This is a genomic window from Pseudomonas baetica, from assembly GCF_002813455.1.
Taxonomy (GTDB): domain Bacteria; phylum Pseudomonadota; class Gammaproteobacteria; order Pseudomonadales; family Pseudomonadaceae; genus Aquipseudomonas; species Aquipseudomonas baetica.
On the sequence record NZ_PHHE01000001.1, the window covers coordinates 2,593,548 to 2,615,450 of the forward strand.

General features: G+C 61.3%; 22 protein-coding genes. 5 read left to right on the plus strand and 17 right to left on the minus strand.

Annotation, left to right across the window (positions count from 1 at the left end; all coding sequences use genetic code 11):
- Window positions 1-25 precede the first annotated feature (25 nt).
- From ATI02_RS11830 to cpaB, 10 genes are all read right to left on the minus strand, one after another.
- The gene (locus ATI02_RS11830; RefSeq protein WP_100846358.1) at window positions 26-2,407 is read right to left on the minus strand and encodes an autotransporter family protein; all 2,382 of its coding nucleotides are present in this window, start codon (window positions 2,405-2,407) and stop codon (window positions 26-28) included.
- 289 nt (window positions 2,408-2,696) lie between these two features.
- Window positions 2,697-3,059, minus strand: coding sequence for a DUF6124 family protein (locus tag ATI02_RS11835; protein ID WP_100846359.1), 363 nt, complete (start codon window positions 3,057-3,059; stop codon window positions 2,697-2,699).
- 611 nt (window positions 3,060-3,670) lie between these two features.
- Window positions 3,671-3,949, minus strand: a complete 279-nt coding sequence (locus ATI02_RS11840) for a DUF3613 domain-containing protein (protein ID WP_095188199.1) — start codon at window positions 3,947-3,949, stop codon at window positions 3,671-3,673.
- Between the two features lie 11 nt (window positions 3,950-3,960).
- A complete protein-coding gene (locus tag ATI02_RS11845; RefSeq protein WP_100846360.1) occupies window positions 3,961-4,650 on the minus strand; it encodes a tetratricopeptide repeat protein in 690 nt (229 codons plus the stop codon).
- Window positions 4,651-4,660: 10 nt separating this feature from the next.
- Window positions 4,661-5,551 carry a type II secretion system F family protein gene (locus ATI02_RS11850; protein WP_095188202.1) on the minus strand — a complete coding sequence of 297 codons (891 nt, stop codon included), beginning with the start codon at window positions 5,549-5,551 and terminating at the stop codon, window positions 4,661-4,663.
- Window positions 5,548-6,432: a type II secretion system F family protein gene (locus tag ATI02_RS11855; RefSeq protein ID WP_100846361.1), complete on the minus strand. Its 885-nt coding sequence runs from the start codon at window positions 6,430-6,432 to the stop codon at window positions 5,548-5,550. The genes ATI02_RS11850 and ATI02_RS11855 overlap by 4 nt, the downstream gene beginning before the upstream one ends.
- An 11-nt stretch (window positions 6,433-6,443) precedes the next feature.
- Window positions 6,444-7,715 (minus strand): TadA family conjugal transfer-associated ATPase, encoded by a 1,272-nt coding sequence (locus ATI02_RS11860; protein ID WP_095188206.1) that lies wholly within the window; start codon window positions 7,713-7,715, stop codon window positions 6,444-6,446.
- Window positions 7,712-8,902, minus strand: a complete 1,191-nt coding sequence (locus tag ATI02_RS11865) for a CpaE/TadZ family protein (protein WP_095188208.1) — start codon at window positions 8,900-8,902, stop codon at window positions 7,712-7,714. Before ATI02_RS11865 ends, ATI02_RS11860 begins: the two co-directional genes overlap by 4 nt.
- Window positions 8,899-10,149, minus strand: coding sequence for a type II and III secretion system protein family protein (locus ATI02_RS11870; RefSeq protein WP_100846362.1), 1,251 nt, complete (start codon window positions 10,147-10,149; stop codon window positions 8,899-8,901). The genes ATI02_RS11865 and ATI02_RS11870 overlap by 4 nt, the downstream gene beginning before the upstream one ends.
- 21 nt (window positions 10,150-10,170) lie before the next feature.
- Window positions 10,171-11,121 (minus strand): Flp pilus assembly protein CpaB, encoded by a 951-nt coding sequence (gene cpaB, locus ATI02_RS11875; protein WP_100846363.1) that lies wholly within the window; start codon window positions 11,119-11,121, stop codon window positions 10,171-10,173.
- A 336-nt stretch (window positions 11,122-11,457) separates the two neighbouring features.
- On the opposite strand from cpaB, the gene ATI02_RS11880 reads away from it, so the two are divergent.
- Entirely contained in the window at window positions 11,458-11,658 is a 201-nt protein-coding gene (locus ATI02_RS11880; protein ID WP_100846364.1) for a Flp family type IVb pilin, read from the plus strand.
- 71 nt (window positions 11,659-11,729) lie between these two features.
- The gene (locus ATI02_RS11885) at window positions 11,730-12,137 is read left to right on the plus strand and encodes a response regulator (RefSeq protein ID WP_095188215.1); all 408 of its coding nucleotides are present in this window, start codon (window positions 11,730-11,732) and stop codon (window positions 12,135-12,137) included.
- Window positions 12,138-12,175: 38 nt separating this feature from the next.
- Here the strand turns inward: ATI02_RS11885 and ATI02_RS11890 are convergent, their stop codons facing one another.
- Both ATI02_RS11890 and ATI02_RS11895 read right to left on the minus strand, forming a co-directional pair.
- Window positions 12,176-12,955 (minus strand): response regulator transcription factor, encoded by a 780-nt coding sequence (locus ATI02_RS11890; RefSeq protein ID WP_095188313.1) that lies wholly within the window; start codon window positions 12,953-12,955, stop codon window positions 12,176-12,178.
- Window positions 12,956-13,079: 124 nt separating this feature from the next.
- Window positions 13,080-13,550, minus strand: coding sequence for a prepilin peptidase (locus tag ATI02_RS11895; protein WP_100846365.1), 471 nt, complete (start codon window positions 13,548-13,550; stop codon window positions 13,080-13,082).
- Window positions 13,551-13,625: 75 nt separating this feature from the next.
- On the opposite strand from ATI02_RS11895, the gene ATI02_RS11900 reads away from it, so the two are divergent.
- Both ATI02_RS11900 and ATI02_RS11905 read left to right on the plus strand, forming a co-directional pair.
- Window positions 13,626-14,066 carry a TadE/TadG family type IV pilus assembly protein gene (locus ATI02_RS11900; protein WP_100846366.1) on the plus strand — a complete coding sequence of 147 codons (441 nt, stop codon included), beginning with the start codon at window positions 13,626-13,628 and terminating at the stop codon, window positions 14,064-14,066.
- Complete coding sequence (locus tag ATI02_RS11905) at window positions 14,063-16,798, plus strand: PAS domain-containing sensor histidine kinase (RefSeq protein WP_100846367.1); 2,736 nt, start codon at window positions 14,063-14,065, stop codon at window positions 16,796-16,798. Before ATI02_RS11900 ends, ATI02_RS11905 begins: the two co-directional genes overlap by 4 nt.
- Here ATI02_RS11905 and ATI02_RS11910 read toward each other — a convergent pair.
- The 5 genes from ATI02_RS11910 to ATI02_RS11930 form a co-directional block, all read right to left on the minus strand.
- A complete protein-coding gene (locus ATI02_RS11910) occupies window positions 16,795-18,783 on the minus strand; it encodes a TadG family pilus assembly protein (protein ID WP_100846368.1) in 1,989 nt (662 codons plus the stop codon). The two genes, ATI02_RS11905 and ATI02_RS11910, sit on opposite strands and share 4 nt — an antisense overlap.
- 236 nt (window positions 18,784-19,019) lie before the next feature.
- On the minus strand, window positions 19,020-19,577 hold the full coding sequence (locus tag ATI02_RS11915; RefSeq protein WP_100846369.1) for a DUF4136 domain-containing protein: 558 nt from the start codon (window positions 19,575-19,577) through the stop codon (window positions 19,020-19,022).
- A 53-nt stretch (window positions 19,578-19,630) separates the two neighbouring features.
- Window positions 19,631-20,239, minus strand: a complete 609-nt coding sequence (locus ATI02_RS11920; RefSeq protein WP_100846370.1) for a DUF4136 domain-containing protein — start codon at window positions 20,237-20,239, stop codon at window positions 19,631-19,633.
- A 12-nt stretch (window positions 20,240-20,251) separates the two neighbouring features.
- Window positions 20,252-21,001 carry a methyltransferase gene (locus ATI02_RS11925; protein ID WP_100846371.1) on the minus strand — a complete coding sequence of 250 codons (750 nt, stop codon included), beginning with the start codon at window positions 20,999-21,001 and terminating at the stop codon, window positions 20,252-20,254.
- Window positions 21,001-21,303 carry a MazG-like family protein gene (locus tag ATI02_RS11930; protein ID WP_007951009.1) on the minus strand — a complete coding sequence of 101 codons (303 nt, stop codon included), beginning with the start codon at window positions 21,301-21,303 and terminating at the stop codon, window positions 21,001-21,003. The genes ATI02_RS11925 and ATI02_RS11930 overlap by 1 nt, the downstream gene beginning before the upstream one ends.
- Before the next feature lie 242 nt (window positions 21,304-21,545).
- On the opposite strand from ATI02_RS11930, the gene ATI02_RS11935 reads away from it, so the two are divergent.
- Window positions 21,546-21,839, plus strand: coding sequence for a hypothetical protein (locus ATI02_RS11935; RefSeq protein WP_007914623.1), 294 nt, complete (start codon window positions 21,546-21,548; stop codon window positions 21,837-21,839).
- Window positions 21,840-21,903 lie beyond the last annotated feature (64 nt).

Genomic DNA, 21,903 nt, shown 5'->3' on the forward strand with positions numbered 1-21,903 from the left:
ACGATAACGCGGTATCGAGGCAGGATCAGAACGCGTAACGTACCTTCGCCGAGAAGCCATCGGCGTCAAACCCGCTGGCCGTCACGTAGTTGTAGGAGCCGCCCACACTCCAGGCGCCCATGCGGTAGTTGGCGCCCAGGCCCAATTCATAGCTGTCACGCACCGGCGTGGTCCCGCGACTGGTGAACGAATCGCCGCCCAGTACAAACGCAGATTGGGTGGCTACTTTATCGCCGATCACGTCGTGCCAGGCCATCAGCTTCGCCTCGGGCTCAAGACTGCCCACGCCGACTGCAAACGCAGCAGCCAGGCGCGCGCCCATGCCCAACTCACCGACTTCGTAACGCTGGCTGCCGACATTCAACGCCGCCGAACTGCCCTTCTCGCGGTACGATTCCATCCCCACATTGGCGTAGCGCGCGCCGACCTGCGGCTCAAGTACCACATCCGGCATCAAGCGCAGGCTGTAACCGGCCAAGGCACTCACGCCAAACACATCACTGTCGTAATCAGCCTTGGCCCGGGTGCCGGCGATGTAACGCTTGGACTCGCTGTCGTTCCAGCCGTACATCAACGAGGTGTCGACGAACCAGTTGTCATGCGCCCAGTTGCCGTACACGGTCAGCGCGTGGCCAGTCACTTTGGTCTTGCTGCCCAGGTCCGATTTCACATCGGTGTCGAGGTAGCTGTAGGCCAGGCCCACTGCGGTATCGGCGTTCAACTGACCATCGGCACCCACAGCAATCCCGTGGCTGTCGGCGTCATAACCGGCCACCCCACGGCGCTCGTCCTGATTGGCGTCGTTGCTCAAGGCTTGCAGCCACACGCCTTTTTCGGTCGAGCCAGTAGCATTGCGCGCGCGGCTGGAGCGCTCGTTGATCACGCCGGAGACCAGCGTCTGGCTGTTGGTGGCGGCATGCAGCACGCCCCGGCTGACATCCGGACTGAGGGACTCGGACAGACGCGCCAGTTGCGCATCGGTGCTGGCGTTGGCGAAAGCCTGGAACACCGGGTCCTGCTCGTCGATTCGCGACATGACACTGGAGAAGCGCCCAATGGCTGTTGCCGCGTTGTGACTACCGCCGACCGCCAGAGTGTTATTGGCCAGCACCTCACTCGACTTGGCCGTCACCACTGTCGTGATGTCGTTACCCGTGACACCGAAACTCTTCACATCCAGCAGCGCCGAAGAGGACGTCACGGTCAGGTTGTTGCCGCCGATCAAATTACCCGAACTGATCAACGTGTAACGCGTGCCGCCCGGGGTCACGCGAAAATCACTGGAGCGTGCGAGTAACCGCAGTTGCGCGCCCGGTGCAATATCGCTAGTACCGGTGACCTTCAACACTGGCAGCGCCGGGTTGGTGTCGTTGCCCAGGTACATCTCCAGCACCGAGTTGGCTTCCTCCATGTCGAAGTCGCCGATGATCGTGGTGTGAGGCTTCACCAGGGTCAGCGTGCCCTCTTCGATCGTGACGTAACCGGACTTGATGATTGATCCGTCAAACACCGCATCGCCGTCGATTTTCACCCCGGTCAGCCCCAGCAGATCACCCTTCACAGTGCCGCCGAAGAAATCGAAATAGCTTTCGCCGTCATCGATCTGAATGGCTGCTTTCCCCCCCTCGATCAAACCGTTCAGTTGGTAAATGCTCAAAGGACTGCCACCGGCCGCTTGGCCGCTGACGTGCACGCCGATGGACTCGCCGGAAATCGTGCCGCTGTTGCTCAACAACAATTGCCCGGAGCCTGATGGGCTGACACCCTCTAGCACCAGCGCCTCAGCGTTGGTCCCGGTGGCGCGGACAGTGCCGGAGTTGTTTATCCCGCTATTGAGCGTGGCACCGTCGAGAAACAAACCCAGTGCATCGGTGCCACTGGCGCTGATCATGCCACTGTTGCTGACTCCGGAAAGACTGGTTTGCACCAGCATCACACCGGTGGACGTCGCCCCGCTAATGTCGATGCTGCCGGTATTGCTCAGGGAGTTACCCAATTCACTGTTAATCACGGAGATACCCGTTGAGGTTCCCACCCCGGTCAATCCGTGCACAGCAATCGAGCCATCGTTGATCAGCGCGAACTGAATTTTGCTTTTCACAGCCCCCGAGTCACCGAGACTGATACCGACACCGTGGGTGGCGCCATCAATGCGGATGCTGTCGTTGTTACGCAACTGCCGTGCGCTCAACCCATTGAACTGAGCGCCAAACGTCAGCCCCGGCGCCGCCACGGGCGAGGCATTGAGATTGCCGTGCAAATCGACCAGGCCGGTGGTGTTGAGCAGGTTGCTGTCCAATGGTGTGCTGCTGATGTCGTAATCAATATCGGCGACAGCGGTGCCGGTGTGCAAAGCGGCGGCAATGGAAAGCGCCAGCAAGGAGTGGCGCAAGCGAGTGGTATTCAACGTGATTCCCTTCCAAAACATGAAAAACAGTTTCAGCAGGGTTCACATCGTTACTCAGGCATCCCTACCGGCCCACCAGACCATCTGGTTCGGGCGCGGCGAAATCTACACGAGCCATCATTTCGACACCATCAAAAAGTCAATGATATGGCGTCAATTTTCAGGTACCCATGCATGCAGTCTGTGCGAGAAGAGGCGACTGGGCGGGCCTCTTCGCGAGCAGGCTCGCTCCCACATTTGGAATGCAACCTCCTGCTCGCGAAGAACGATGACGCGGTGATCCTGTGAATCAGGTCTGTGGGTCAACCTGATCCAGCGCGCGGTTCACCGCCAGTTCGGCGAGCATGACCATCTGCTGGATCCCCAGCACGGTGCTGCGTTGCGAGCCGCTCAGCTCATTGGCGAAGTTGCTCGCCGCCGTGCCGGCACTGGCCAGGGATTCGCTGGCATGGGCGAGCAGGCTTTCGGTGTCGACACTCGGGTTGACCAGGAACATGGTGCTCGGCTGGCGCGGTTTGACGGGATTGGGACAGAGGTAGAAATCGAGCGCGCGCTTTATGGCTTCGCGATTTTTTGTCTGCTCATCGACGCGAATGGCGTCGGCAAGTGGGGTGGGGGTTTCGAGGGGTGGATCGGGAATCAGCTTGTCCATTAAAACAATTCTCCACAGTTGTCTGCGCCACCCTTTGCCATTCTCACGGGGCTTGGGGTGGCAGCTATATGCGGGGTGAGAATACCGGTTATGGACACCCGGCCAGACCGAGGTCTGCCCGCACACAGCCGCCATGACGCATACCGACAGCGGATAGGCTGGCGGCGATTATGCGTGCACAGATACTGAATGACCATAAGTTGCCGGGTTCTCACACCCCATCGCTGAGATGTCAGCGACCGCCCAAGACTAGTGAGCGCACGTCCGACGGACAACCTGAAAACCTTGTGGGACGGTTCCGGCAATTCCACACACACTTAAACATCTCGAATTGAAATACCCCCCATGCAAGAGCCATGCAGTCCACATAAAACGGGTTGGCTGAGCGGGCCCCTTCGGGAGCAAGCCCCCTCCCACACTGGAATGCATTTCAGTCTGTGTGAGGGACCTTGCTGCCTGGTTGGAGTGCAATCCAGTGGGATTGACTTGGACCTCTGGATGAAATGCATTCCAGTGTGAGATTGAATTGGACCTCTGGATGAAATGCATTCCAGTGTGGGAGGGGGCTTGCTCCCGAAGAACGATGACGCGGTGTGTCTGCTGAAAAATTGTCAGCCCCCGCCCCCCGACCCACTGTCGACCTTGCCGCCCTGATCCTGATCGAAAAACTGCGGGATCTCATGCTGGTAACTTTTCAGCCAGCGCTGCATGGCCAGTTCACGTTCCGTCGGGGTGGCTGTCTGTACTGTCGGCGAGGCAACTTTGTTGCGGCTCTGCAGCAACAGCCAGCCTTCGGTTTCCTGTTGCTGGGCCGAAGCCGGGCCGGCGTCGATGGCGTGGCTGGTCAACGGCAAAGCCAGCAAGCCAAAACAAAAAATGGCAGTTTTCATCGCAGCTCTCCTTACTTGAGCATCGCCGTGACGGCGACGCTGGCGCGGCTCGGCGCCTTGAGTTTTTCCGCGCGGCCCTGCGCTTCGCTAAATTGCGCCGGGCTCAGGCCCAGGCGGCTGACCAGTTCAGCGGCACGGTTCCAGTCGTCCTGATAGAGCAACAGCGTCACCAGATTCAGCGCCGCCAGTTGATCGCTTTGCTTGAGCTCCATGGCGGTGAGGAATTCGAAGCGTGCGTCTTCGATGCGCAGTTGGTTGAGGTAAACCACCCCGAGATCGTTGCGGATTTTTTCGTCGGTCGGTGCCAACCGCGCCGCGCGTTGCAGGTGCGACTGCGCCTGACCGTAATCGGACTTGGCCGCCGCGAGTTGGCCCAGACCATGTTCGGCCTCGGCGGCCAGGCAGCTGCCGAGCAAGCTGCGATACAACGGCTCGGCTTCGCTGCGACCCAGCAAGCGGTAAACCTTGGCCTTGCGCAAACGCACATCGGCGAGGTTGTCCGGCAGGCTTTGCAGGTTGGCCAGGCTGGCGTGGAGCTTGCCGTCTTTGGCCATGTCGTCGGCAAGGTTCAACGACAGTTGTTGATCGGAACTGAGCTTGCCGCAACTGGCGCTGTTGGTCAGCGCCTCCCAAGGGTTCTGCCCGGTGCTGGCACAGCCACCGAGCAACAACAAACATGCACCGGCAATCATTGCTTTCATCACCACTCCTTCAAGCTCCCAACGCCTTGGCCAGGGCGGTGAAGCCCGGGCCGGCAAGGACAATCAATAACGCCGGGAAGAGAAACAACATCATCACGACGGACATTTTCGCGGACATTTTCGAGACGTATTCCTGCAGGCGCGTCAGGCGCCGGTCATCGAGCAGTTGCTTGAGCGACAGCAGCGATTTCATCGCCCCGCCGCCCTGGTGCAGCAACTGCTGAAGGATCACGCAGGTGTCGGTGAACTCATCAACCGCCAGCAACAGCGTGGCTTTGTTGAGTTCTTCGCCCAGTTCAAGGCCAGAGTCGACCCGGCTCAACACCAGCCGCAGCTCCTGGGTCAGCACCGGCAGCAAGGCCTGGCCTTCGTGGCTCAGCACGCGCAATGCCTGCTCCACGGCCATGCCGGATTCGAAGAGGATGCGCAGCAGCGGGATGAACGTGCTGATCTCGTTGGCCAGTTGTTTCTGCCGCCGCGCGACGGCGATCACCAGCAGCCGCTTGGGCAACAGGTAGCCGACGCCAAGGGCGAACAACGGCGCGATCCACTGTTTTTCCACGGTGGGGAAAAACACCGATTGCAGCAGTAACGTCAGGGCCAACAGCAACAACGGCGAACCGATCTGGCAGGCGGCGAACAACGAACGCTGGCGCGCGCTGCGCCAGCCCAGACGGTTAAGCAGGGCCTGGGTTTCGTTGTCGAGCTTGACGCTGTGTTGGCCGACTTTGCTGTCGCCGAGCACTTGCAGCAGATTGCCGAAGCGACCCTGGCGTAGCAGGTCACCTTCCAGTCGACGGCTGATCTGCCGGGTTCGGCGGCGCTGGTCCGCCAGGCTGGCCAGCAGCAACAGCGCGGCGCCCAGCAACAGCAAGGCGCTGATCATCAGGGGGGTCGTCATAGGCTGCGCAACATCCGCCAGAGTAAAAGACTGCCGACCACCTGCATGCCGAACGCCGTGGCCAGCATTCGCTGCCCGGACGGGTCGTGCCACATGGCGACCAGATAAATCGGATTGGCCACCAGGAAATACCCGGCCATGATGATCGGCAGCAAGCCGAGCACCCACGCGGTGAGGCGGGTTTCGCCGGTCATGGCACTCAACTGGCGGGAGGCCTGATCACGCTCGCGGATCATCTTGATCAGGTTTTCCAGCAGCTCACTGGCGTTACCGCCGTAACGATGATTGACCTTGAGGCCGAGGGCGAACAGGCGAAACTCGTCGCGCTCATAAAGCTCGGCCAGATCCGCCACGGCGTCCGGCAGGCTCACGCCCAACTGCACGTTGCGCTGCACCCGGCCCATGGCATCTTTGAGCGGATACTCGCTGGCCTCGATGCCACCGAGCACCGCATCGGCGAGGGTGCGCCCGGACTTCAGGCTGCGCACGGTGTGGTCGAGCAGTTGCGGCAGTTGCTCGATCATCCGTCGCAAACGCCTTTGGTAGCGCCAACTGACGTACAACCGCACGGCCACTGGCGGCAACACGAGCATCACCAGTACACCGATCCATCCGGCGAGCGCCAGACTCAGCACGACGGCGAACAGCCAGAGCAGGATCCATGCGCCAAGACGCTCGGTCGGACGCCCCAGGCCTGCGCGCAAGAAAGCACGTTCAAGGCCCGCCCAGACGGGTTTTGGCGAGACGTCCTGCGGCTGTCCCTGATTCAATCGTTCCATCACTCGGGTGACACCGCTCATACGCCATGCCTTATAGAACAAACGCATGGATTGCCCGAACAAAGCCAGACTGAGCAAGTACAGCAGCAGCGCTTTCAGCATGCCGTTGGCCCTCAGTGCGCGAGCGTTGGTTCGCGGCGCAACTTGTCGCCGGCCGGGTTGATCGCCTCGCGCAGAAAGCCGAAGCCACTGCGCCGATCAAGGCGAAACAGGGTGTTGGTGACATAGACGTCATCGCGCACGCCGACCACTTCCACCACTTCGCTGACGCAGCGGCGCCCGTCGGGCATGCGCGTCAGTTGAATCACCACATCCAGCGCTGCGCAGATCATCTGGCGCAGGGTACGTTCGGCGATGGTGCGGCCAGTCAGGCCGACCAGCGTCTCCAGACGCAGCAAGGCGTCCTGCGCGTTGTTGGCGTGCACGGTGCTCATCGAGCCGTCGTGACCGGTGTTCATGGCGGTGAGTACGTCGACCACTTCAACACCGCGAATCTCACCGAGGATGATCCGGTCCGGGCGCATCCGCAGGGCGTTGCGGATCAAGTCGCTGGCTTTCACCTCGCCGTGGCCCTCGGCATTCGGCGGGCGGGTTTCCAGGCGCACGACGTGGGGATGGCCGAGCTGCAATTCGGCGACGTCTTCGATGGTCACCAGCCGTTCGTGGGGGTTGATCAACTGGCTAAGGATGTTCAGCAACGTGGTTTTGCCGGTGCCGGTGCCGCCACTGATAAGGATGTTGCAGCGCTTGCCCACCGCCTCTTCGATGAAGTCGTAGATCGCCTGGTCGATGGTTTGCATCGCCATCAGGTCGGTGCTCTTGAGCATGTCCTTGCGAAATTTACGGATCGACAGGCAGGGCCCGTCGAGGGCAATCGGCGGGATGATCGCGTTGACCCGGCTGCCATCGGGCAGGCGCGCATCGACCATCGGCGAAGACTCATCGAGTCGCCGCCCCAACGGCGCGAGAATCCGTTGCATGACCCGTTCGACGTGATGCGCATCGATAAAACGCAGGTCGCTCAAGTGCAGCACGCCATCGCGCTCAACGAATACGCGATGCGGGCCGTTGACCAGAATTTCGGTCACGGCGCTGTCGCGCAGCAGCACTTCCAGCGGGCCGAAACCGGTCAGCTCATCGACGATTTCTTCCGCCAGCCGCTCCATTTCATAACGGGAAATCGCCAGGTGCAGGCGCGCGATGTATTCAGCGACCTTGTCGATGACGAATTGCGACAGCACCTGCCGCGAACCTTCCAGCAGGTTTTTCCCGGACTCTTCGATGGCGTCGATGATGTAGCGGTGCAGCACCAGTTTCAGGCCGTCGTGATCGGTGTTGCCGGACGCATGGCGCTGCGGCCCGCCGAACAGTTGCTCGCCGTTCATGAGGTGCCTCGCAAGCGGTCGAACCAGCTGGCTTTGGGTTTGGCCAGGCCTTCGGAGCGTTTTGCCAGGCGTTCGCCGAGGGTGCGCAGGCTTTGGCTGATGGCCTCTCGCGGGGCCAGTTCGAACAGGCTGACACCCTGGTTTTTCGCGTTGAGACGGATCTCCGGGCTGTAGGCGAGCACCGCGATCACTTCCAGGCCGAAGGTCTTGCCGAGGGTGTCGGAGTCCGGTGCAACGTTGCGCAAGTAGCGATCCACCAGCAGCCGGCCATGGTCGAGTTTCATGCCTTTTTCGCGCCACAGATTGAGCACGGCGAGGTTGCGCCGACAGTCGAGCACATTCTGGTCGGTGTACCAGATCAGCTTGTCGCAATGGCTGACGAAGGTGCGCAGCGCTTCACTGTCGGGCTGGCCGGTGAGGTTGACGACGATGTGCTGGAAGTGTTGGCGCAGGGCGCTGAGCAACATGTACAACTCGGCGGCGCTGGTGCGCTCCAGCGGCTCATCGCCCTGGGCGTAAGCAAGAATGCGCAGGCCGGCTTCGGCACTGGTGAAGGCGCTGTCGATCAGCGTCGCGTCGAGCCGGCGCAAGTGGCGCAGCGCATCGCCAAAATGGAACGAGCTCTCGAGCCCGAGCAAGGCCAGACTGTCGCCGCGCGGCAGGCCCAGATCGAGCAACAGGGTTTGCTGGCCGCTCTTCTGCACCACCAGCGCCATGTGGTTGGCGAGCAGCGCACCGTCGGCGTTGCTTTGCACGCCATAGAGCACGGTCAAACCGCCGAGCTGGGCGTTCGGCGTCACGGCCGGCAGACGTTTGCTCAGACGCCGCACCAGCCCGGCGACTTCGCTGGAGCGCGAGCCGTAGGCGACAAAGTCCCGCGCGCCGGCCCGCATGGCGTTGAGTACCAACTGATTGTCCATGCCGTCACCGAGGGCGACGATGGCGAGCATCGGCTTGGCTTCCAGCACCCCCTCGATCAGGGCGCTCTGGGCCACCAGATGATCACGATCCAGGCCAACGAACACCAGGCTGGCGAAGGTCACGTCGACCAGTGCCAGCAATTCGTCGAGGCTGCCGCCCCCGGCACTGACCACCTGCCCGAGTGGCGCCAGCGCGCCTTGCAGCCACTCAAGGTCGGTGTCGTTGCGGGTGATGGCGAGGAAGGTCTGGCTGAGGCTCTGGCTCATTGCGATAACCCGCTGCGTTTATCGAAGTTGCCGTTTTCGAGGAAGTACAGGCGATACCAGTTCGGATCGTAGTTGCGCAGTTTCTCGCCGGGCAACGAAGGCAGCGGCGCGTTGGCGGCCAGTGGCTGCACCAGGTGCGGGGTGACGATCATCAGCAACTCGCGCTCTTCGCGATTGATCGACGAGTTGCGGAAAAATGCGCCGAGGACCGGGATGTCGCCAAGGCCGGGAAACTTGCTCACCTGCGAGGCGTTTTGCGTACTGATCAAACCGCTGATCACGAAGCTCTCGCCATCGGCCAGCGAGATGCTGGTGTCGGTGCGGCGAATGGTGAAGGCCGGCACTTTGGTACCGCCGATGTCCACGCCATTGTTGTAGTCGAGTTCGCTGACTTCCGGCGCCACTTTCAGGGCGATGCGGTCGCGGCTGACCACCGTCGGCGTCAGCGTCAGGCGGATACCGAATTCCTTGTATTCGATGGAGTAGCTGTTGCTGTTGGCGCTCGGTACCGGGATCGGAATTTCACCGCCGGCGAGAAAACTTGCGCTTTGCCCGCTCAACGCCACCAGGCTCGGCCGCGCCAGGGTGTAGGCAAACCCACTGCCCTCCAGCGCATTGACGATACCGAGGAATTTACTGCTGCCGCCGCCCCAGACGATGTTGAACATGTCGTTGGCCAGCGGAATGCTCGGCGCTACGCTCGGCACCACACCGGGCCTGACCCCGCTGCCTGGCACCGTGCCCGGAGCGCCGAACAGAAAGTTGTTCGAACCCTTGCCATAAATCGACGTGCCCGCCTCTTTCAGTTTGGTTCGGCTGACTTCGACGAAACGGATATCGGTCTGCACTTGCGAGGGCAGGTTCGGGTCTTCAGAGGCCGGCAACGCGACCGTGGTCATCGCCGCACTGGCCTTGCCCTGAACGAATATCATGCTCTGGCGCGGCGCGCTGGCGCAGGCACTCCAGATCATCAGCGTGGTGGCGCCGGGGGCGACACCGGTGAGCAGAATGCCCTGATCGCCGGTCACACGCACGTCGGCGATTTTCGGGTCGCCCACTGCCACCCGAGTAATCGCCACGGGTGATTGCAGCGCCTGTTGCAGGCCTTCGCCGACTTCCAGTGTCGCCGGCAACGGACCGAGCGCGGCGCAGTTGCTGGCGGCGGCGACGGCAGTACCGATCGAGGCGACGCTCAGCAGCGAGGCTCGGAGCAAGCCGTTGAACAGGGGCGTAAAGCGTGTGCGCATGTAAAGGCGTCCTTGCTCGAATCAGGGAGTAGGTTGTGCGGTTTCGGCACCGCGGATGACTTCCACGGTGGCCTTGCGTGGGGCGGATTGACCGGCCACGGTCATGGGTTTGGGTGGAGCGCTCAGGGACAGTTGACTGAACTCAATCAAATCGCGGTGAGGCGTATCGAGCCGGCTGGCGACATCGCTTTCGCCGGACCAGTACTTCGCCAGTTGCTGCTCATCGGCACTGCGCACCGCAAGGCGCAGCACACCGGCGCCGGAGGCCAGCATCAAACGGCTGAGCAACGGCTCAGGCACGGCCAGTACCACGCTGCGTGCGGCCATGCGTTGTTGTTCTTGCTTGAGGCGTTCGTCGTCACTGCGGGCGGGGCTGCCTGGCTGGCCGTCGTTGGTCAAACCGATCTGGTTGCCGACCACAAGTACCCGTACTGCCGGCACCACCAATTGCGCCGAGGCCTGTGGGGTGTTTTCGTCCTTGCGCAGAAACAGCAGCACGTCGACGTAATCGCCGGGCGCCAGTTGCCCGCCGGCATTGATCACTTCATCCACCGCCACCGCCAGCGCCCGTTCACCGGGACGGATCATGCGCGCCAGTGCGCTGCCGGATTCAAAGCTCTCCTCACTCAACCAGCTGCCGGCACTCAAGGGCCGCCACGGTGTACGGCCGATCACTTGATCGACGTTGCCCAGGCTGCCGGCGGGCGCGGTGCGCAGTTTTTCCACCGCCACATCGGCGGCAGTGATTTTCACGAAAGGTGCGATATCCCGCAGCAGCACTACAACCGGTTGGCGGGTGGGGTCTTCGACAGGGACCGCGGGCGCAGCGGTCGGGGGTACGACCGCAACAGCAACGGGGGCAGCGGCAGGTTCGGCAGCCGGCTGGCGGCTCAACGTCAGCCCCCAATACCCGGCAATGATGGCGCCCACCAGGAACAACCCGGCCAGACCCAAAGTGACGCGACTGTTCATGACGGCTCTCCCTTTCCCGCTGCGTTGTGTCTTGTGCAATGACCCGTGACTTCCATCGAGACAAATTCGCAATCAGGCAGCTATGAACAAGTAACTATTTCGCTATTTGACGGTAGCGCAGGCCGAACAAAACGCCATTACGAACGCAGAAATATCCAACAAAAGTAGAGGCCTAAAGCGCCAAACGTCGTTTTCTGCCGTTAAACGACGCGCTACTACTAAAGGTTTAATACGTTCTTACAGTTGTAGGCTCGGGATTTGCCGACAATGCTGATGCTGGCACAGGGAAATCATGTTGCGAACGCGCAACACCTGGTGTGCTCAAGGAGAATCCTCATGTCGTATTCCCAAGTCGCTCGGAAAATCAAATCGCAGATTGCTTTCTTCAAAGGCCTGGCCAAAGACACCGAAGGCGCCTCGGCCATCGAATATGCGCTGGTGGTCGGTCTGGTGGCGCTGGTGATTGCTGCGTTCGGTAACGGCATCGGCATACAGGTCACCAGGATCCTGACCGCTATCCAGACCGCCCTCACCTGATCGGACCGATTACTTGTCAATGCGGCCATTGGGTTCTACCGTCAGCACTCAGTCCATTGCAGGTGTTGCCCATGAACTCTTCACAGACTCCGCGCCAGCAGTTGCTCCTCGTCGACGATGAGGAGGACGCACTGCTGGAGCTTGCGGAGTTGCTGGAGGGCGAAGGCTTCACCTGCCATACCGCGACGTCGGTGAAACTCGCGCTTCATCACCTGACCCGCCATCCCGATATCGCTCTGGTGATCACTGATCTGCGCATGCCGGAAGAAAGCGGCATGTCGCTGATCAAGCGTCTGCGTGAACACACCTCGCGCCAGCATCTGCCGGTGATCGTCACGTCGGGGCATGCCGATATGGAGGATGTCAGCGATATGCTGCGCCTGCAGGTGCTGGACCTGTTTCGTAAGCCGATCTATCACGTGCGCTTGCTGGAAACCCTGGACAACCTGTTTCCCAAGGCCAAGGCCAATCTCGGTTGAGGTGTTTGAGCCCGCTAAATGAGCGGGGTCAACAGCGGTCAATGCGCGGTCACCCGTTGACGCAAACCCGAATTGCTCGGCGATAACGCCAGGGCCAATTGCGTGCGGTTGTGCATGTGCGTCAAGCGCAAGACTTGCGAGACATACAGTTTGACCGTGTTCTCGGTGATCCCCAGTTCACAGGCAATCTGATAGTTGGTCTGGCCCTTGCCCACGAGCCGGGCAACGTCCAGTTGACGCGGCGACAACTGATTGAAAATCGCCGGTATTTCCTCCCCCCCTACGGCATCACCTGACGCCTCATCACTCACAGGTGCAGGACCACGGCGGACTTTGTCGAGGTCCTGATAAAGGTCGTCGATCGACTCGGAGAGGTATTGCAGCTTCTGATTCAGATGGCCCAGATGCAGGGTTTTCTGTCGTTCCTGCAAGGCCGCTTCCTGGCGCTGCAAACCTTCGAGCAGTTCGTCCAGATCAATCGGCTTTTGATAGTAGTCGGCAATCCCTGCACGCAAGGCCTTGATCACGTCCTGCTTGTCGGCGCGACCGGTGAGCATGATGGCTTCGAACGCTCGATGCTTGCCCGCCAACCGCTGCAGTTCCTGCACCAGTTCAATGCCGTCCATGTCCGGCATGTGCAGGTCGCAGAGCACCAGGCCGATGGCCGGGTCTTCGATGAATTGCTCGATCGCCTGCTTGCTCGATTCGCAAGGCACGCAACGGTAGCCGCTGCTTTCGATGAATTCGCAGAGTTCCTCGACAATCAGCGGCTGATCGTCGACCACCAGAACCTTCACTGCTGACGTAAGCTTGTTCACTTGCCACTCCATGCCCAGGCCAAAGGCTGACCGTTCCTGTACTTACAGCGCGAAGCTGTACAGCGTTGAATTGAAAGTAGACCTACTTTCCGACTATGTACATAGAACTAGTGGCGTGGGGCGACTAGTGGATCCAACACAAAGTGAGGATTGTGCCAATCAGCACGAACGGCGCAAATGGCAGCTTTTTTGACTTGTCGGGCTGGAGATATCGAAGACGTTCTCTAAGCCCTTGACGCATATGCAGCCAGAGTTTTGGCGCCAGCAGGAGCCAGAGTGCGCTGGAGAGTGCGGCGCCGATAAACGCACCGAGCACAACAGTGCCGTTCGTCGCAAGGGCCAAAGCTGTCATTAATTTCACATCGCCTGCGCCGAATCGTTTCAAGATATAACCGGGAAGGCAGAGCGCCAGCGCCAGCAGCACCGCCCAGCCGGCCTGTGCGGCTTCGGCGCCGAGCCAGGTGTTACCGGTGACCAGCAAATACACCGCTGCCAACCCACCGGCACCCAAGGTCAGGCCATTGCCAATGTGCCGCTGCCGGGCGTCCTGCGCCGCGCATAGCGTCAGCCAGATCAGTAGAACAACGCTGTGCATACGGTAAAAAACATCCGTTTTGGCCGATTGATTCTATGCTGATATTACGTAGTGATTGTCAGGGTAGACGCGCTCATGAAATCCGGCCTCCCCCGCAAGCAAAAAGGCGCTGTCGCCATCGAATTCGCCTTGGTGTTCATTGTGTTTTTCGCCGTGTTTTACGGCTTGGTCAGCTATAGCCTGCCGTTGTTGCTGATGCAGTCGTTCAATCAGTCCACCGCCGAGGCCGTACGCCGCAGCGTGGCGCTGGACCCGGCCTCCGCCAATTATTCAACCGCCCTCACCGCCACTGCCCGAACCGAGCTGACCCGGCAATTGGCCTGGCTGCCCGGCGCGTTGAATTTCGATGCGGCCACCGACAGCACCGTCACCTACGTCGGCGGCGTGCTGACGGTGACCATCAATTACCCCACCTCCAAGCTAAACCAGGCGTTGCCGTTTCTGGTGTTGCCGGGAATCGGTTCGGTACCGCGCCTGCCAGCAACACTGCGCGCCTCGTCGAGCCTGCAATTTTGAGTTCCGGTGACAAGCTGTTCGACCGCCTGCTCAAACGACACCCCGAGACGGTCCAGCCGCTGGACAGTCCTGTGGTGCCCAGCGTCGGGCTGCAGCTGTATCTGGATGGCGATGGCCACGTCAATCATTTGAGCGGGCCGTTGCGTCATGTGCTGGCGCAGCAGAGGCCCAGCCCTCATCCCGCGCTTCTGTTTGAGTATCTGTTCCCCCACAGCGGCCTCACGATCGAGGGCCGTCCCGCCGACTGGCAAGGCCAATTGCTCGACCTGGATTTTTACAGCCTCGCCGGCCCGCCGCTGCACCTGCGTGGCTGGGTACAGGCCCAAGGTGACGGCTGGTTGCTGCAGTTGCTGGACATCGGTGATTTGCTCAGTGATCGGCGCCAGGCGCGCAGCCGCGAGCAATGCCAGTGGCTGGCCACGCAGATTCGCGATCAATTGCGTCTGGTCAGCCTTGCGCGTCTGCCCGAGGTGCTGGGCGAGCAGTTGCAGCGTTTGAGCCAGCATTTGCATGTTCCGTGTCTGGCGATTGCGTTACTTGATGAGCAAGGTCAGGGTTGGCAAATTCATCAGCATTACGCGGCGCTGAATGCGCCGAAGCTGTGGCGCGATCAGCAGCCGCTGGGCACCAGCCTCGACAGCCTCAACGGTGCACTGCCGCAACGTTTGCTGGCGAGCGAACAACCGCGCCTGAGCGCGCTGTTCGGCCCCTATGAAGGCTTCGCCGTGCCCTACTGCGATGCCCAGGGCGTGGCGGCGTGGCTGCTATGCGCCGGCTATAACGCAGCACAACAGGCGCCGGACTTGAGCGATCACGACTGGCTGTTGATCGCCGCTGCAGTGGCCGCGCCCTTGCTGGAGCGCCTGCGCGAGCATCGCCATCATCAGCAACTGGAACGCCTGGAGAGTCTGCAAGCGCTGCTCGGTACCGGTTGGTGGGAAGTCAGCAGCGACAGTGCCGACATGCAACTGGCCCCGTCGCTGGCTCAGAGTCTCGGCTTGCAGACCGAGCGGATTGCGATTGCGCACTGGTTCAGCCACGTGCACCCCGCCGACCGCGATGAACTGCGCAGTGGCCTGCAAGCCTTGCAGGATGACGGCACGCCACTGGCATTGTGCGTGCGCCTGCAACGCAGCGATCAATCGCTGCCCCTTTGGTACCGCCTGCAAGGCCGGTCACTGGGCATCGGCGCCCAACGCCGGCTGGTGGGGTTCATGCTCGACATCAGCGACATCAAAAATCAGCAGCAACAAGCCGCCGCCGCCCACGCCCGACTGGACAATCTGATTGCCAGTTCCCCCGCGGTGATCTACGTGCAGCGCTACGTCGAAGGGGCGTTGCAACCGACATTTTTCAGCGCCAGCCTGCAAGCCTTGCTCGGCTGGAGTCTCGCCGACTGCGACGATGGTCGACTGGTCGAGCACATCCATCCCGAAGACCGCCCACGCTACTTCGAACGCACGCGGCAGCTATTACGCGAAGGCTTAGTGAGCACGCGGTATCGGGTGCTTGATCGCCAGGGCAATACCCACTGGCTGCTCGATGAAGCCAAGTTGCTGCGCGACGACCTCGGTCTGCCAGTGGAAGCCGTGGGGCTGTGGCTGGACGTCACCGAAGCGACCCTGGCCGCCGAGCAGGTCAAGGCCAGCGAGGAGCGTTACCGGATCCTGGTGGAAGACTCGCCAGCGATGATTTGCCGCTACCGCCCCGACCTGACGCTGATCTTCGGCAACCGGCCACTGGCGACTTATCTGGAATGCGCGCCGGAACAATTGCCCGGGGTGAATCTGGGCAGCTGGATGTCCGGCGAACAGCGCCAGGCGTTCGTTGAGCGCCTGGCGCAACTGACCCCGGAGTTGCCGGTGAGCACCGCCGAAATCAATTTGCGCCTGCCCGGTCGCGAACATGCGTGGTGGGTCTGGTCGGATCGCGGGGTGTTTGATGAGCATGGGCAACTGGTCGAGGTACAAGCGGTGGGCCGTGACAACACCGAGGTACGGCGCTCCCAACAGCAACTGACGCAAAGCGCGAAAATGGCCACCCTCGGCGAAATGGCCACGGGCCTCGCCCACGAGATCAATCAGCCGCTGAACGTGATGCGCATGGCCATCGTCAATGTGCTCAAACGCCTGGGCAATGGCGATGTGCAGATCGACTACCTGACCGACAAGCTCAATCGCATCGACGCACAAGTACAACGGGCGGCGCGGGTGGTCGATCACATGCGCGTGTTCGGGCGGCGCTCGGAAATCGAACAGCATCCATTCAACCCCCTTGATGCAATCGAAGGCACGCTGTCGCTGCTGTCTGAAGGCCTGCGCGGCAAAGGCGTCGAGTTACGCATCAAAGAGGCAGGCTTTACGGTTCAGGTGCGCGGTTACGTCGATCAGCTTGAGCAAGTGCTGATCAATCTGATGGTCAACGCCCGCGATGCCTTGCTCGGCAAGCGCGAGGCCGATCGCGATTTCCAGCCGTGGATCGCCGTGTACGCCGAGTGCGACGAGCATGTGGTACGACTGTGGGTCGAGGACAACGGCGGCGGCATTGATCCGCGCCTGCTGGAGCGTATTTTCGAACCGTTCTTCACCACCAAACCGGTCGGCGTCGGTACCGGTCTGGGCCTGTCGGTGAGCTACGGCATCATCGACAACATGGGCGGACGCCTGAGCGTGCGCAATGGCGACGAGGGCGCGCGGTTCTGCATCGAGCTACCGATTGCGCTGAACGACTAGATCACCAGCGACGGTTGGCCGGGCGGTCGACAACTGAGGTTGGCACCGACTTCGACCTTGTTCAGGGTGATGCCGAGGTTGGCGAGCAACCCGTCAAGAATCGGGTCGAGCACCGGGCTGAGCAAGTTACCGATGACCACACCCAGGGTGTTGTTGACGCCGGCCAGCACGTCGGCCGTGGTGGTGAGCAAGCCACCCAGCAGGCTTGAACCGGTAGGTTTGTAGGCCTGCACCTGAACCCCGCTCAAGGTGCCTTTGAGGCTATTGACCACCCCTTGCGTGCCGAAGCTGTAGGGCTGCGGCGTTTGCTTGATTTCCGGCGGCTGATTGTAGGTATGGATGCTCTGCATGCTGGCCACCGAGGTATCAACCCTCACACCGAGGCCACCGCCGTAGAACGGTTTGCGCGAGTTGGGATCGCAGGTTGGCTGGCCCAGGCCCAGCAGTGGAATGGTGCAGGTGATAACGCCGACATCAATCAACGCCAGCGGCTGCACGGTGACATCCGCCACGGATGAAAAAGCGTTGGCGGGGTCGATCTTGCCGACCTTGAGTTTGACCACCGATGAGTTGGTCTGGGTGGTCAGGGTCTTGGTCGCGTCGCTGGTGCAGGTGTAATCGGTGACATGGCTGTCGGCAGCGGCGGCCTCCAGCAGGATGTCGATGGTTGATGTGGGCAGAATCTTCAGGTCGGTGCGCTGGCAGGTGCCACCCAATGCGCAGAACACCGAGTTCAATGCACCAGCAATGTTCAGGTGCAGCACATTGTTCAAGGTATCCGTCAATCCGCCCACCAGCGGTGTACTGACAATGGCACTGGCAAGGCCGGCCACGCCGGACAGCACCGGCAGATTCAGCGAGATCAACGTGCGCACCTGCGCGGTTTTCACATAAATGCGGTTGGCACCCATGGGGTCGGCCTTGGCTAGCGCCGGGTTGCCCACCGCTGATAATTGCGGCGGCTGGATGACTTTGGTTTTGACGGAGCCGTTGACCAGCCCCGGAATGCTCAGCGGCACGGTCGCTACCAGTGCGTTCTGACTGTTGGCCACTTGCACGACGGCTTCGAGCAGCTGGAACACTTGCAGATTGGCATCGAGCGCCGCGGACGTGGCACCGGTCTGCAACTGCAGCAGTTGCCCGAGCGCCACCGAAGTGCTGCCGACCGCCCCCTTCAGTCCGAGCAGGCCGCTGACCGCCACGCTGGTGGTGGTGCCGCCCTTCGTCAGCACGGTGATGGCGGTATCGATCAGTTGGGTGATTTGAATATTCTTGCTCAGCAATTGGGTGTAATTGCCCGCGTCCACATTAACGTCGACCGCCAGTTGATTGAGGTAACTGAGCAGATTCAGCTGGGTCTCGACCAGCCCCTGCCAGCCAGCGACGCTGAGGTTGAGGCTGCCGCCGAGCATTTGCCCGAACAACGTATTCAGAGCGGCCGACTGGCTGGCATCGATGGTCAGCGCCGTGGTACCGATGGTCAATTGGGCCTGCGGCGGCAGGATCGCGGAGGCACCCACCGCCGTGGCCGAGAGTCGCGTGGTCGGGGACACGCTGCCCGGCGAGAACAATGCGTAGAGCCCGGCAGCCACACTGGTGGGTACGACCCGGGTGGCGACCACGCTAATGGCTTCCTTCTTGGTGGCATCCGCCGCGAAGGCGCGCAGGCTATTCGCACCGGTTTGCACAGTCCCGCAGGTTACGGTCAGCGTTGTGCCCTGGCCGACGGAAAAACTGTTACGCGCCGCACTGGCGGTGGCGTACCCGTTTGCACTGGCGCCTGTCAGGCAATCGCCACCGCGCGAGATCGCCTCCAGCGCAGCCACATCGACCACCCGCTGCAAGCTGCGCTGTTCCATGTACAAACGACCGCTGTCGACCACCAGCACCATGCACACCAAGGCGAGGCCGAGGGTCAGCGCCGCCATCAGACCGATCGCCCCGCGCTGGCGGGCCGGGCCATTGAATTGCGAACGAGGTGACATCGCGCACTCCTTTGCCGGCGCACTGCCGAGCGCTGCCTCCGTGGGTGAATTTGAGTGTAGACGGGGATTTCGAACTGATGACCATCCCTGTGGGAGCGGGCTTGCTCGCGAAGGCGTCGTGTCAGTCACTTTAAATGCTGGATGACACAGCGCTTTCGCGAGCAAGCCCGCTCCCACAGGGGATTTGTGTGGGGCAAAAAAAGGCGAGCTCAGTGGCTCCCGTTTTTTATGCACAATCAGCGCGGTGGATAGTTGGCGAGAATGCGCGCCACCGTCTCGCGAATGGCATTGCTGCGATCCGCCGGGTTCGGCGTGCCACTGAGCATCTGCTCATCGCTGCCGCGCCACACCAGTTTGCCGTCCTTGCCGTCGAGCAGATCGATCTGAATCGTCGCGACCTTGTAAGTGATGTTGCGGGTTTCGTTGTACATCGGCGCGCCCCAATAGCCGTTCCACGGGCCACCCCAACCGCCGCCGTAGTTGGTGGTCACTTGTTGCTGACGATCCTCGACGATCAGGTAGCTCTGCACACTCAGGTCACCCTTGGCGCCAGCAGCGGCGGGACGCAATCCGCGCTGATCGAGTTGATCGGTCACGGCCGCACGGATGCGTTGTTCGGTCAGGTCGCTTTTGATCCGTGGATCATCGGGACGATATTGCAGAGCGGGGTCTTTCCAGCTCCAGTTGCGATAGGCGGCAAAGTCGCGGCTGGCGTCGAAGTCGTGATTGACACGGTTGGCGGCACAAGCGCTGAGCAGCATGGCCATGGCCAGTAAAGCGAGACGGCGGAACATGGTTTTTCTCCGGTTGAAGACATGAACCTGCTAGAGCTTTCGATTATCTGCGGCTAACTCGGAGGATACGCCGACATGGCCTTTTCCACAGCCTCGCGAATCGCATCGGTGCGATCGATCTGACTGCCCTTGTCAGCGGTCTCAGCGCTGGCACTCCACACCGGTTGCCCCGTGCCGGCGTCGAACAGATCGACCCGCACCACCACAACCTGCTCCTGATAGGTGCGAACGATCGGCACCGTGTTGTACATGCCGTAACCGCGCCCATAACGATCATAGCCACCGTAACCGCCGTAGCCGTAATCGTCCTGCACCTGACGCAAACGGGTTTCCAGACGCAGGTTGGCCGTGACGAACAGGTCAGCCGGGCGGTTGTCGTGCAGCGGACGCAAGCCGCGTTGATCCAGCGCGTTGCTCACCGCCTCGGCCACCTGCGCCGAATCCGCCCACGCGGTGCCCGGCGGCAGCTGGCCGTTGAGCCAGGCCCAACTGCGGTAGCGCCCGTAATCGCGCGGTGGCGCCGGGTAAGCGCTGCGGTCAAAGGTGTTGGCCGCTTGCGCTGGCGCCGGCGGCAAGGGCCGTGACTGCGCCACGTAGGGGTTGCTGCCCTGGCAGGCGACCAACCCCAGACAGATCAGCAATAACCCCGCTTGTGCTTTCATTTCGCGCTCCGATCAGATCGGCCGGCAGATCCAGTGCAAATAACGCCCAAGCCCGGCGAAGCTTGGGTGGCGACGGTGGGCGAGCTCCATCTCCAGCAAATCCGCCAGTTCGGCGCGGGCCTGGAACTCCACTGGCATGTAGTCGTGGAAAACCCGCACCCCGCTCTGGCTTTCGACCTGCCACAAGCCTTCGAGTTGCGTTGCCAACTCTCGGGGGTCGAGGGGCTGCTGCGGGGTCAGGCTCTGCTTTTCGCCGGCCATGACGTTCTTGCGCATTTTCTTGAAATGGCCCTTGAGCAGATTGCGGTAGATCAGCGCATCGCGATTGTAAAACGCCAGCGACAGCCAGCCACCGGGCTTGGTCAGTTGATGCAGCACCGGCAGGATCGCGTGGGGTTCGCCCAGCCACTCCAGCACCGCGTGGCAGATCACCAGATCGTAAGGCTCGGTAAGTTGCCCGAGCAACTCCTGCCACGGCGCCTGAATGAACGTCGCGGTTTGCCCCGCGTCAGTGAAACGCTGGCGCGCGCCTTCAAGCATTGGCTCGGCGGGTTCGGTAAAGGTCACCTCGTGGCCGCGGTCGGCCAGCCACAGCGACATGTGACCCAGGCCGCCGCCAATGTCCAGAACGCGCAACGGGCGATCCGGCAGCGCTTCGGCCAGGTCAGCCTGCAACACCGCAAGGCGAATCGCGCCTTTGGCACCGCCGTAGATTTTTTCGGCGAAACGGGTCGCCAACTGATCGAAATGACGGTCGCTCATCAGCTGAACCGCCGTTCGCTGTCGGCGAGCTTGCTGCGCACCACTTCATTCATGTCCAGCCCCAACTCGCTGCACAGCAGCAACAGATACAGGACGATATCGCCGACTTCCTGCCCGGCATGGGCGAGTTTGTCCGCCGGCAACTGACGCGACTGGTCTTCGGTCAGCCACTGGAAGATCTCCACCAGTTCGGACATCTCGACGCTGGCGGCCATGGCGAGGTTTTTCGGGCTGTGAAATTGCCGCCAGTCATTGCGGTCGCGGATGGCGTGCAGGCGTTCGGTCAGTTCAACAAGGTTCATCGGGCTCTCCTGAAGGCGTATAGCTTCGGGGGGAAGGCGACTGAACGCAAGCGAACATGCGGTGCTTTTGTGGGAGCGAGCCTGCTCGCGAAAGCGTTAGGTCATCCAACTTTGATTTACCTGACACGACGCCTTCGCGAGCAGGCTTGCTCCCACAGGATCCGTGTAAACATCTATAGTTGCAGGGAACTCGGCCGCCCTCGTCGTGGCCCAAGGCTCAGCTCTTTCATCGGGATGCACACATGCAGGTAGAAAGCTTTTTCGAATGGCTCGGCCAGGCACTCGGCTCGGTCATCCGCTTTATCGTCGATGGCCTCAGCGGTTTGTTCAACATTCTGAGCAACGCTGGCGGCAACTTTGTCGACGGACTGGCCAAGACGCTGGGCATGGACACTTCGATCATCAGCATCATTGCGCTGATTGTCGGGTTGATGCTGCTGTGGTCAGCGATACGCGCATTCATGAATGCGTCGATCATTGCCGGGATTATCTGGTTGTTGCTGGGGTTGTGGCTGTTGAGCTGGATTATTCACTGACACCGTGGCCTCCCGGTGGGAGCGAGCCTGCTCGCGAAAGCGGTGTGTCATTCAGCACAGCTTT

Bases quoted from the DNA above. Each gene is read 5' to 3' on its own strand.
- ATI02_RS11895 (WP_100846365.1), bottom strand. From the start codon at position 13,550: ATGCACAGCGTTGTTCTACTGATCTGGCTGACGCTATGCGCGGCGCAG.
- ATI02_RS11865 (WP_095188208.1), bottom strand. From the start codon at position 8,902: ATGAGCCAGAGCCTCAGCCAGACCTTCCTCGCCATCACCCGCAACGAC.
- ATI02_RS11840 (WP_095188199.1), bottom strand. From the start codon at position 3,949: ATGAAAACTGCCATTTTTTGTTTTGGCTTGCTGGCTTTGCCGTTGACC.
- ATI02_RS11910 (WP_100846368.1), bottom strand. From the start codon at position 18,783: ATGTCACCTCGTTCGCAATTCAATGGCCCGGCCCGCCAGCGCGGGGCG.
- ATI02_RS11850 (WP_095188202.1), bottom strand. From the start codon at position 5,551: ATGACGACCCCCCTGATGATCAGCGCCTTGCTGTTGCTGGGCGCCGCG.
- cpaB (WP_100846363.1), bottom strand. From the start codon at position 11,121: ATGAACAGTCGCGTCACTTTGGGTCTGGCCGGGTTGTTCCTGGTGGGC.
- ATI02_RS11935 (WP_007914623.1), top strand. From the start codon at position 21,546: ATGCAGGTAGAAAGCTTTTTCGAATGGCTCGGCCAGGCACTCGGCTCG.
- ATI02_RS11930 (WP_007951009.1), bottom strand. From the start codon at position 21,303: ATGAACCTTGTTGAACTGACCGAACGCCTGCACGCCATCCGCGACCGC.
- ATI02_RS11885 (WP_095188215.1), top strand. From the start codon at position 11,730: ATGAACTCTTCACAGACTCCGCGCCAGCAGTTGCTCCTCGTCGACGAT.
- ATI02_RS11915 (WP_100846369.1), bottom strand. From the start codon at position 19,577: ATGTTCCGCCGTCTCGCTTTACTGGCCATGGCCATGCTGCTCAGCGCT.
- ATI02_RS11855 (WP_100846361.1), bottom strand. From the start codon at position 6,432: ATGCTGAAAGCGCTGCTGCTGTACTTGCTCAGTCTGGCTTTGTTCGGG.
- ATI02_RS11870 (WP_100846362.1), bottom strand. From the start codon at position 10,149: ATGCGCACACGCTTTACGCCCCTGTTCAACGGCTTGCTCCGAGCCTCG.
- ATI02_RS11845 (WP_100846360.1), bottom strand. From the start codon at position 4,650: ATGAAAGCAATGATTGCCGGTGCATGTTTGTTGTTGCTCGGTGGCTGT.
- ATI02_RS11925 (WP_100846371.1), bottom strand. From the start codon at position 21,001: ATGAGCGACCGTCATTTCGATCAGTTGGCGACCCGTTTCGCCGAAAAA.
- ATI02_RS11860 (WP_095188206.1), bottom strand. From the start codon at position 7,715: ATGAACGGCGAGCAACTGTTCGGCGGGCCGCAGCGCCATGCGTCCGGC.
- ATI02_RS11880 (WP_100846364.1), top strand. From the start codon at position 11,458: ATGTCGTATTCCCAAGTCGCTCGGAAAATCAAATCGCAGATTGCTTTC.
- ATI02_RS11920 (WP_100846370.1), bottom strand. From the start codon at position 20,239: ATGAAAGCACAAGCGGGGTTATTGCTGATCTGTCTGGGGTTGGTCGCC.
- ATI02_RS11900 (WP_100846366.1), top strand. From the start codon at position 13,626: ATGAAATCCGGCCTCCCCCGCAAGCAAAAAGGCGCTGTCGCCATCGAA.
- ATI02_RS11835 (WP_100846359.1), bottom strand. From the start codon at position 3,059: ATGGACAAGCTGATTCCCGATCCACCCCTCGAAACCCCCACCCCACTT.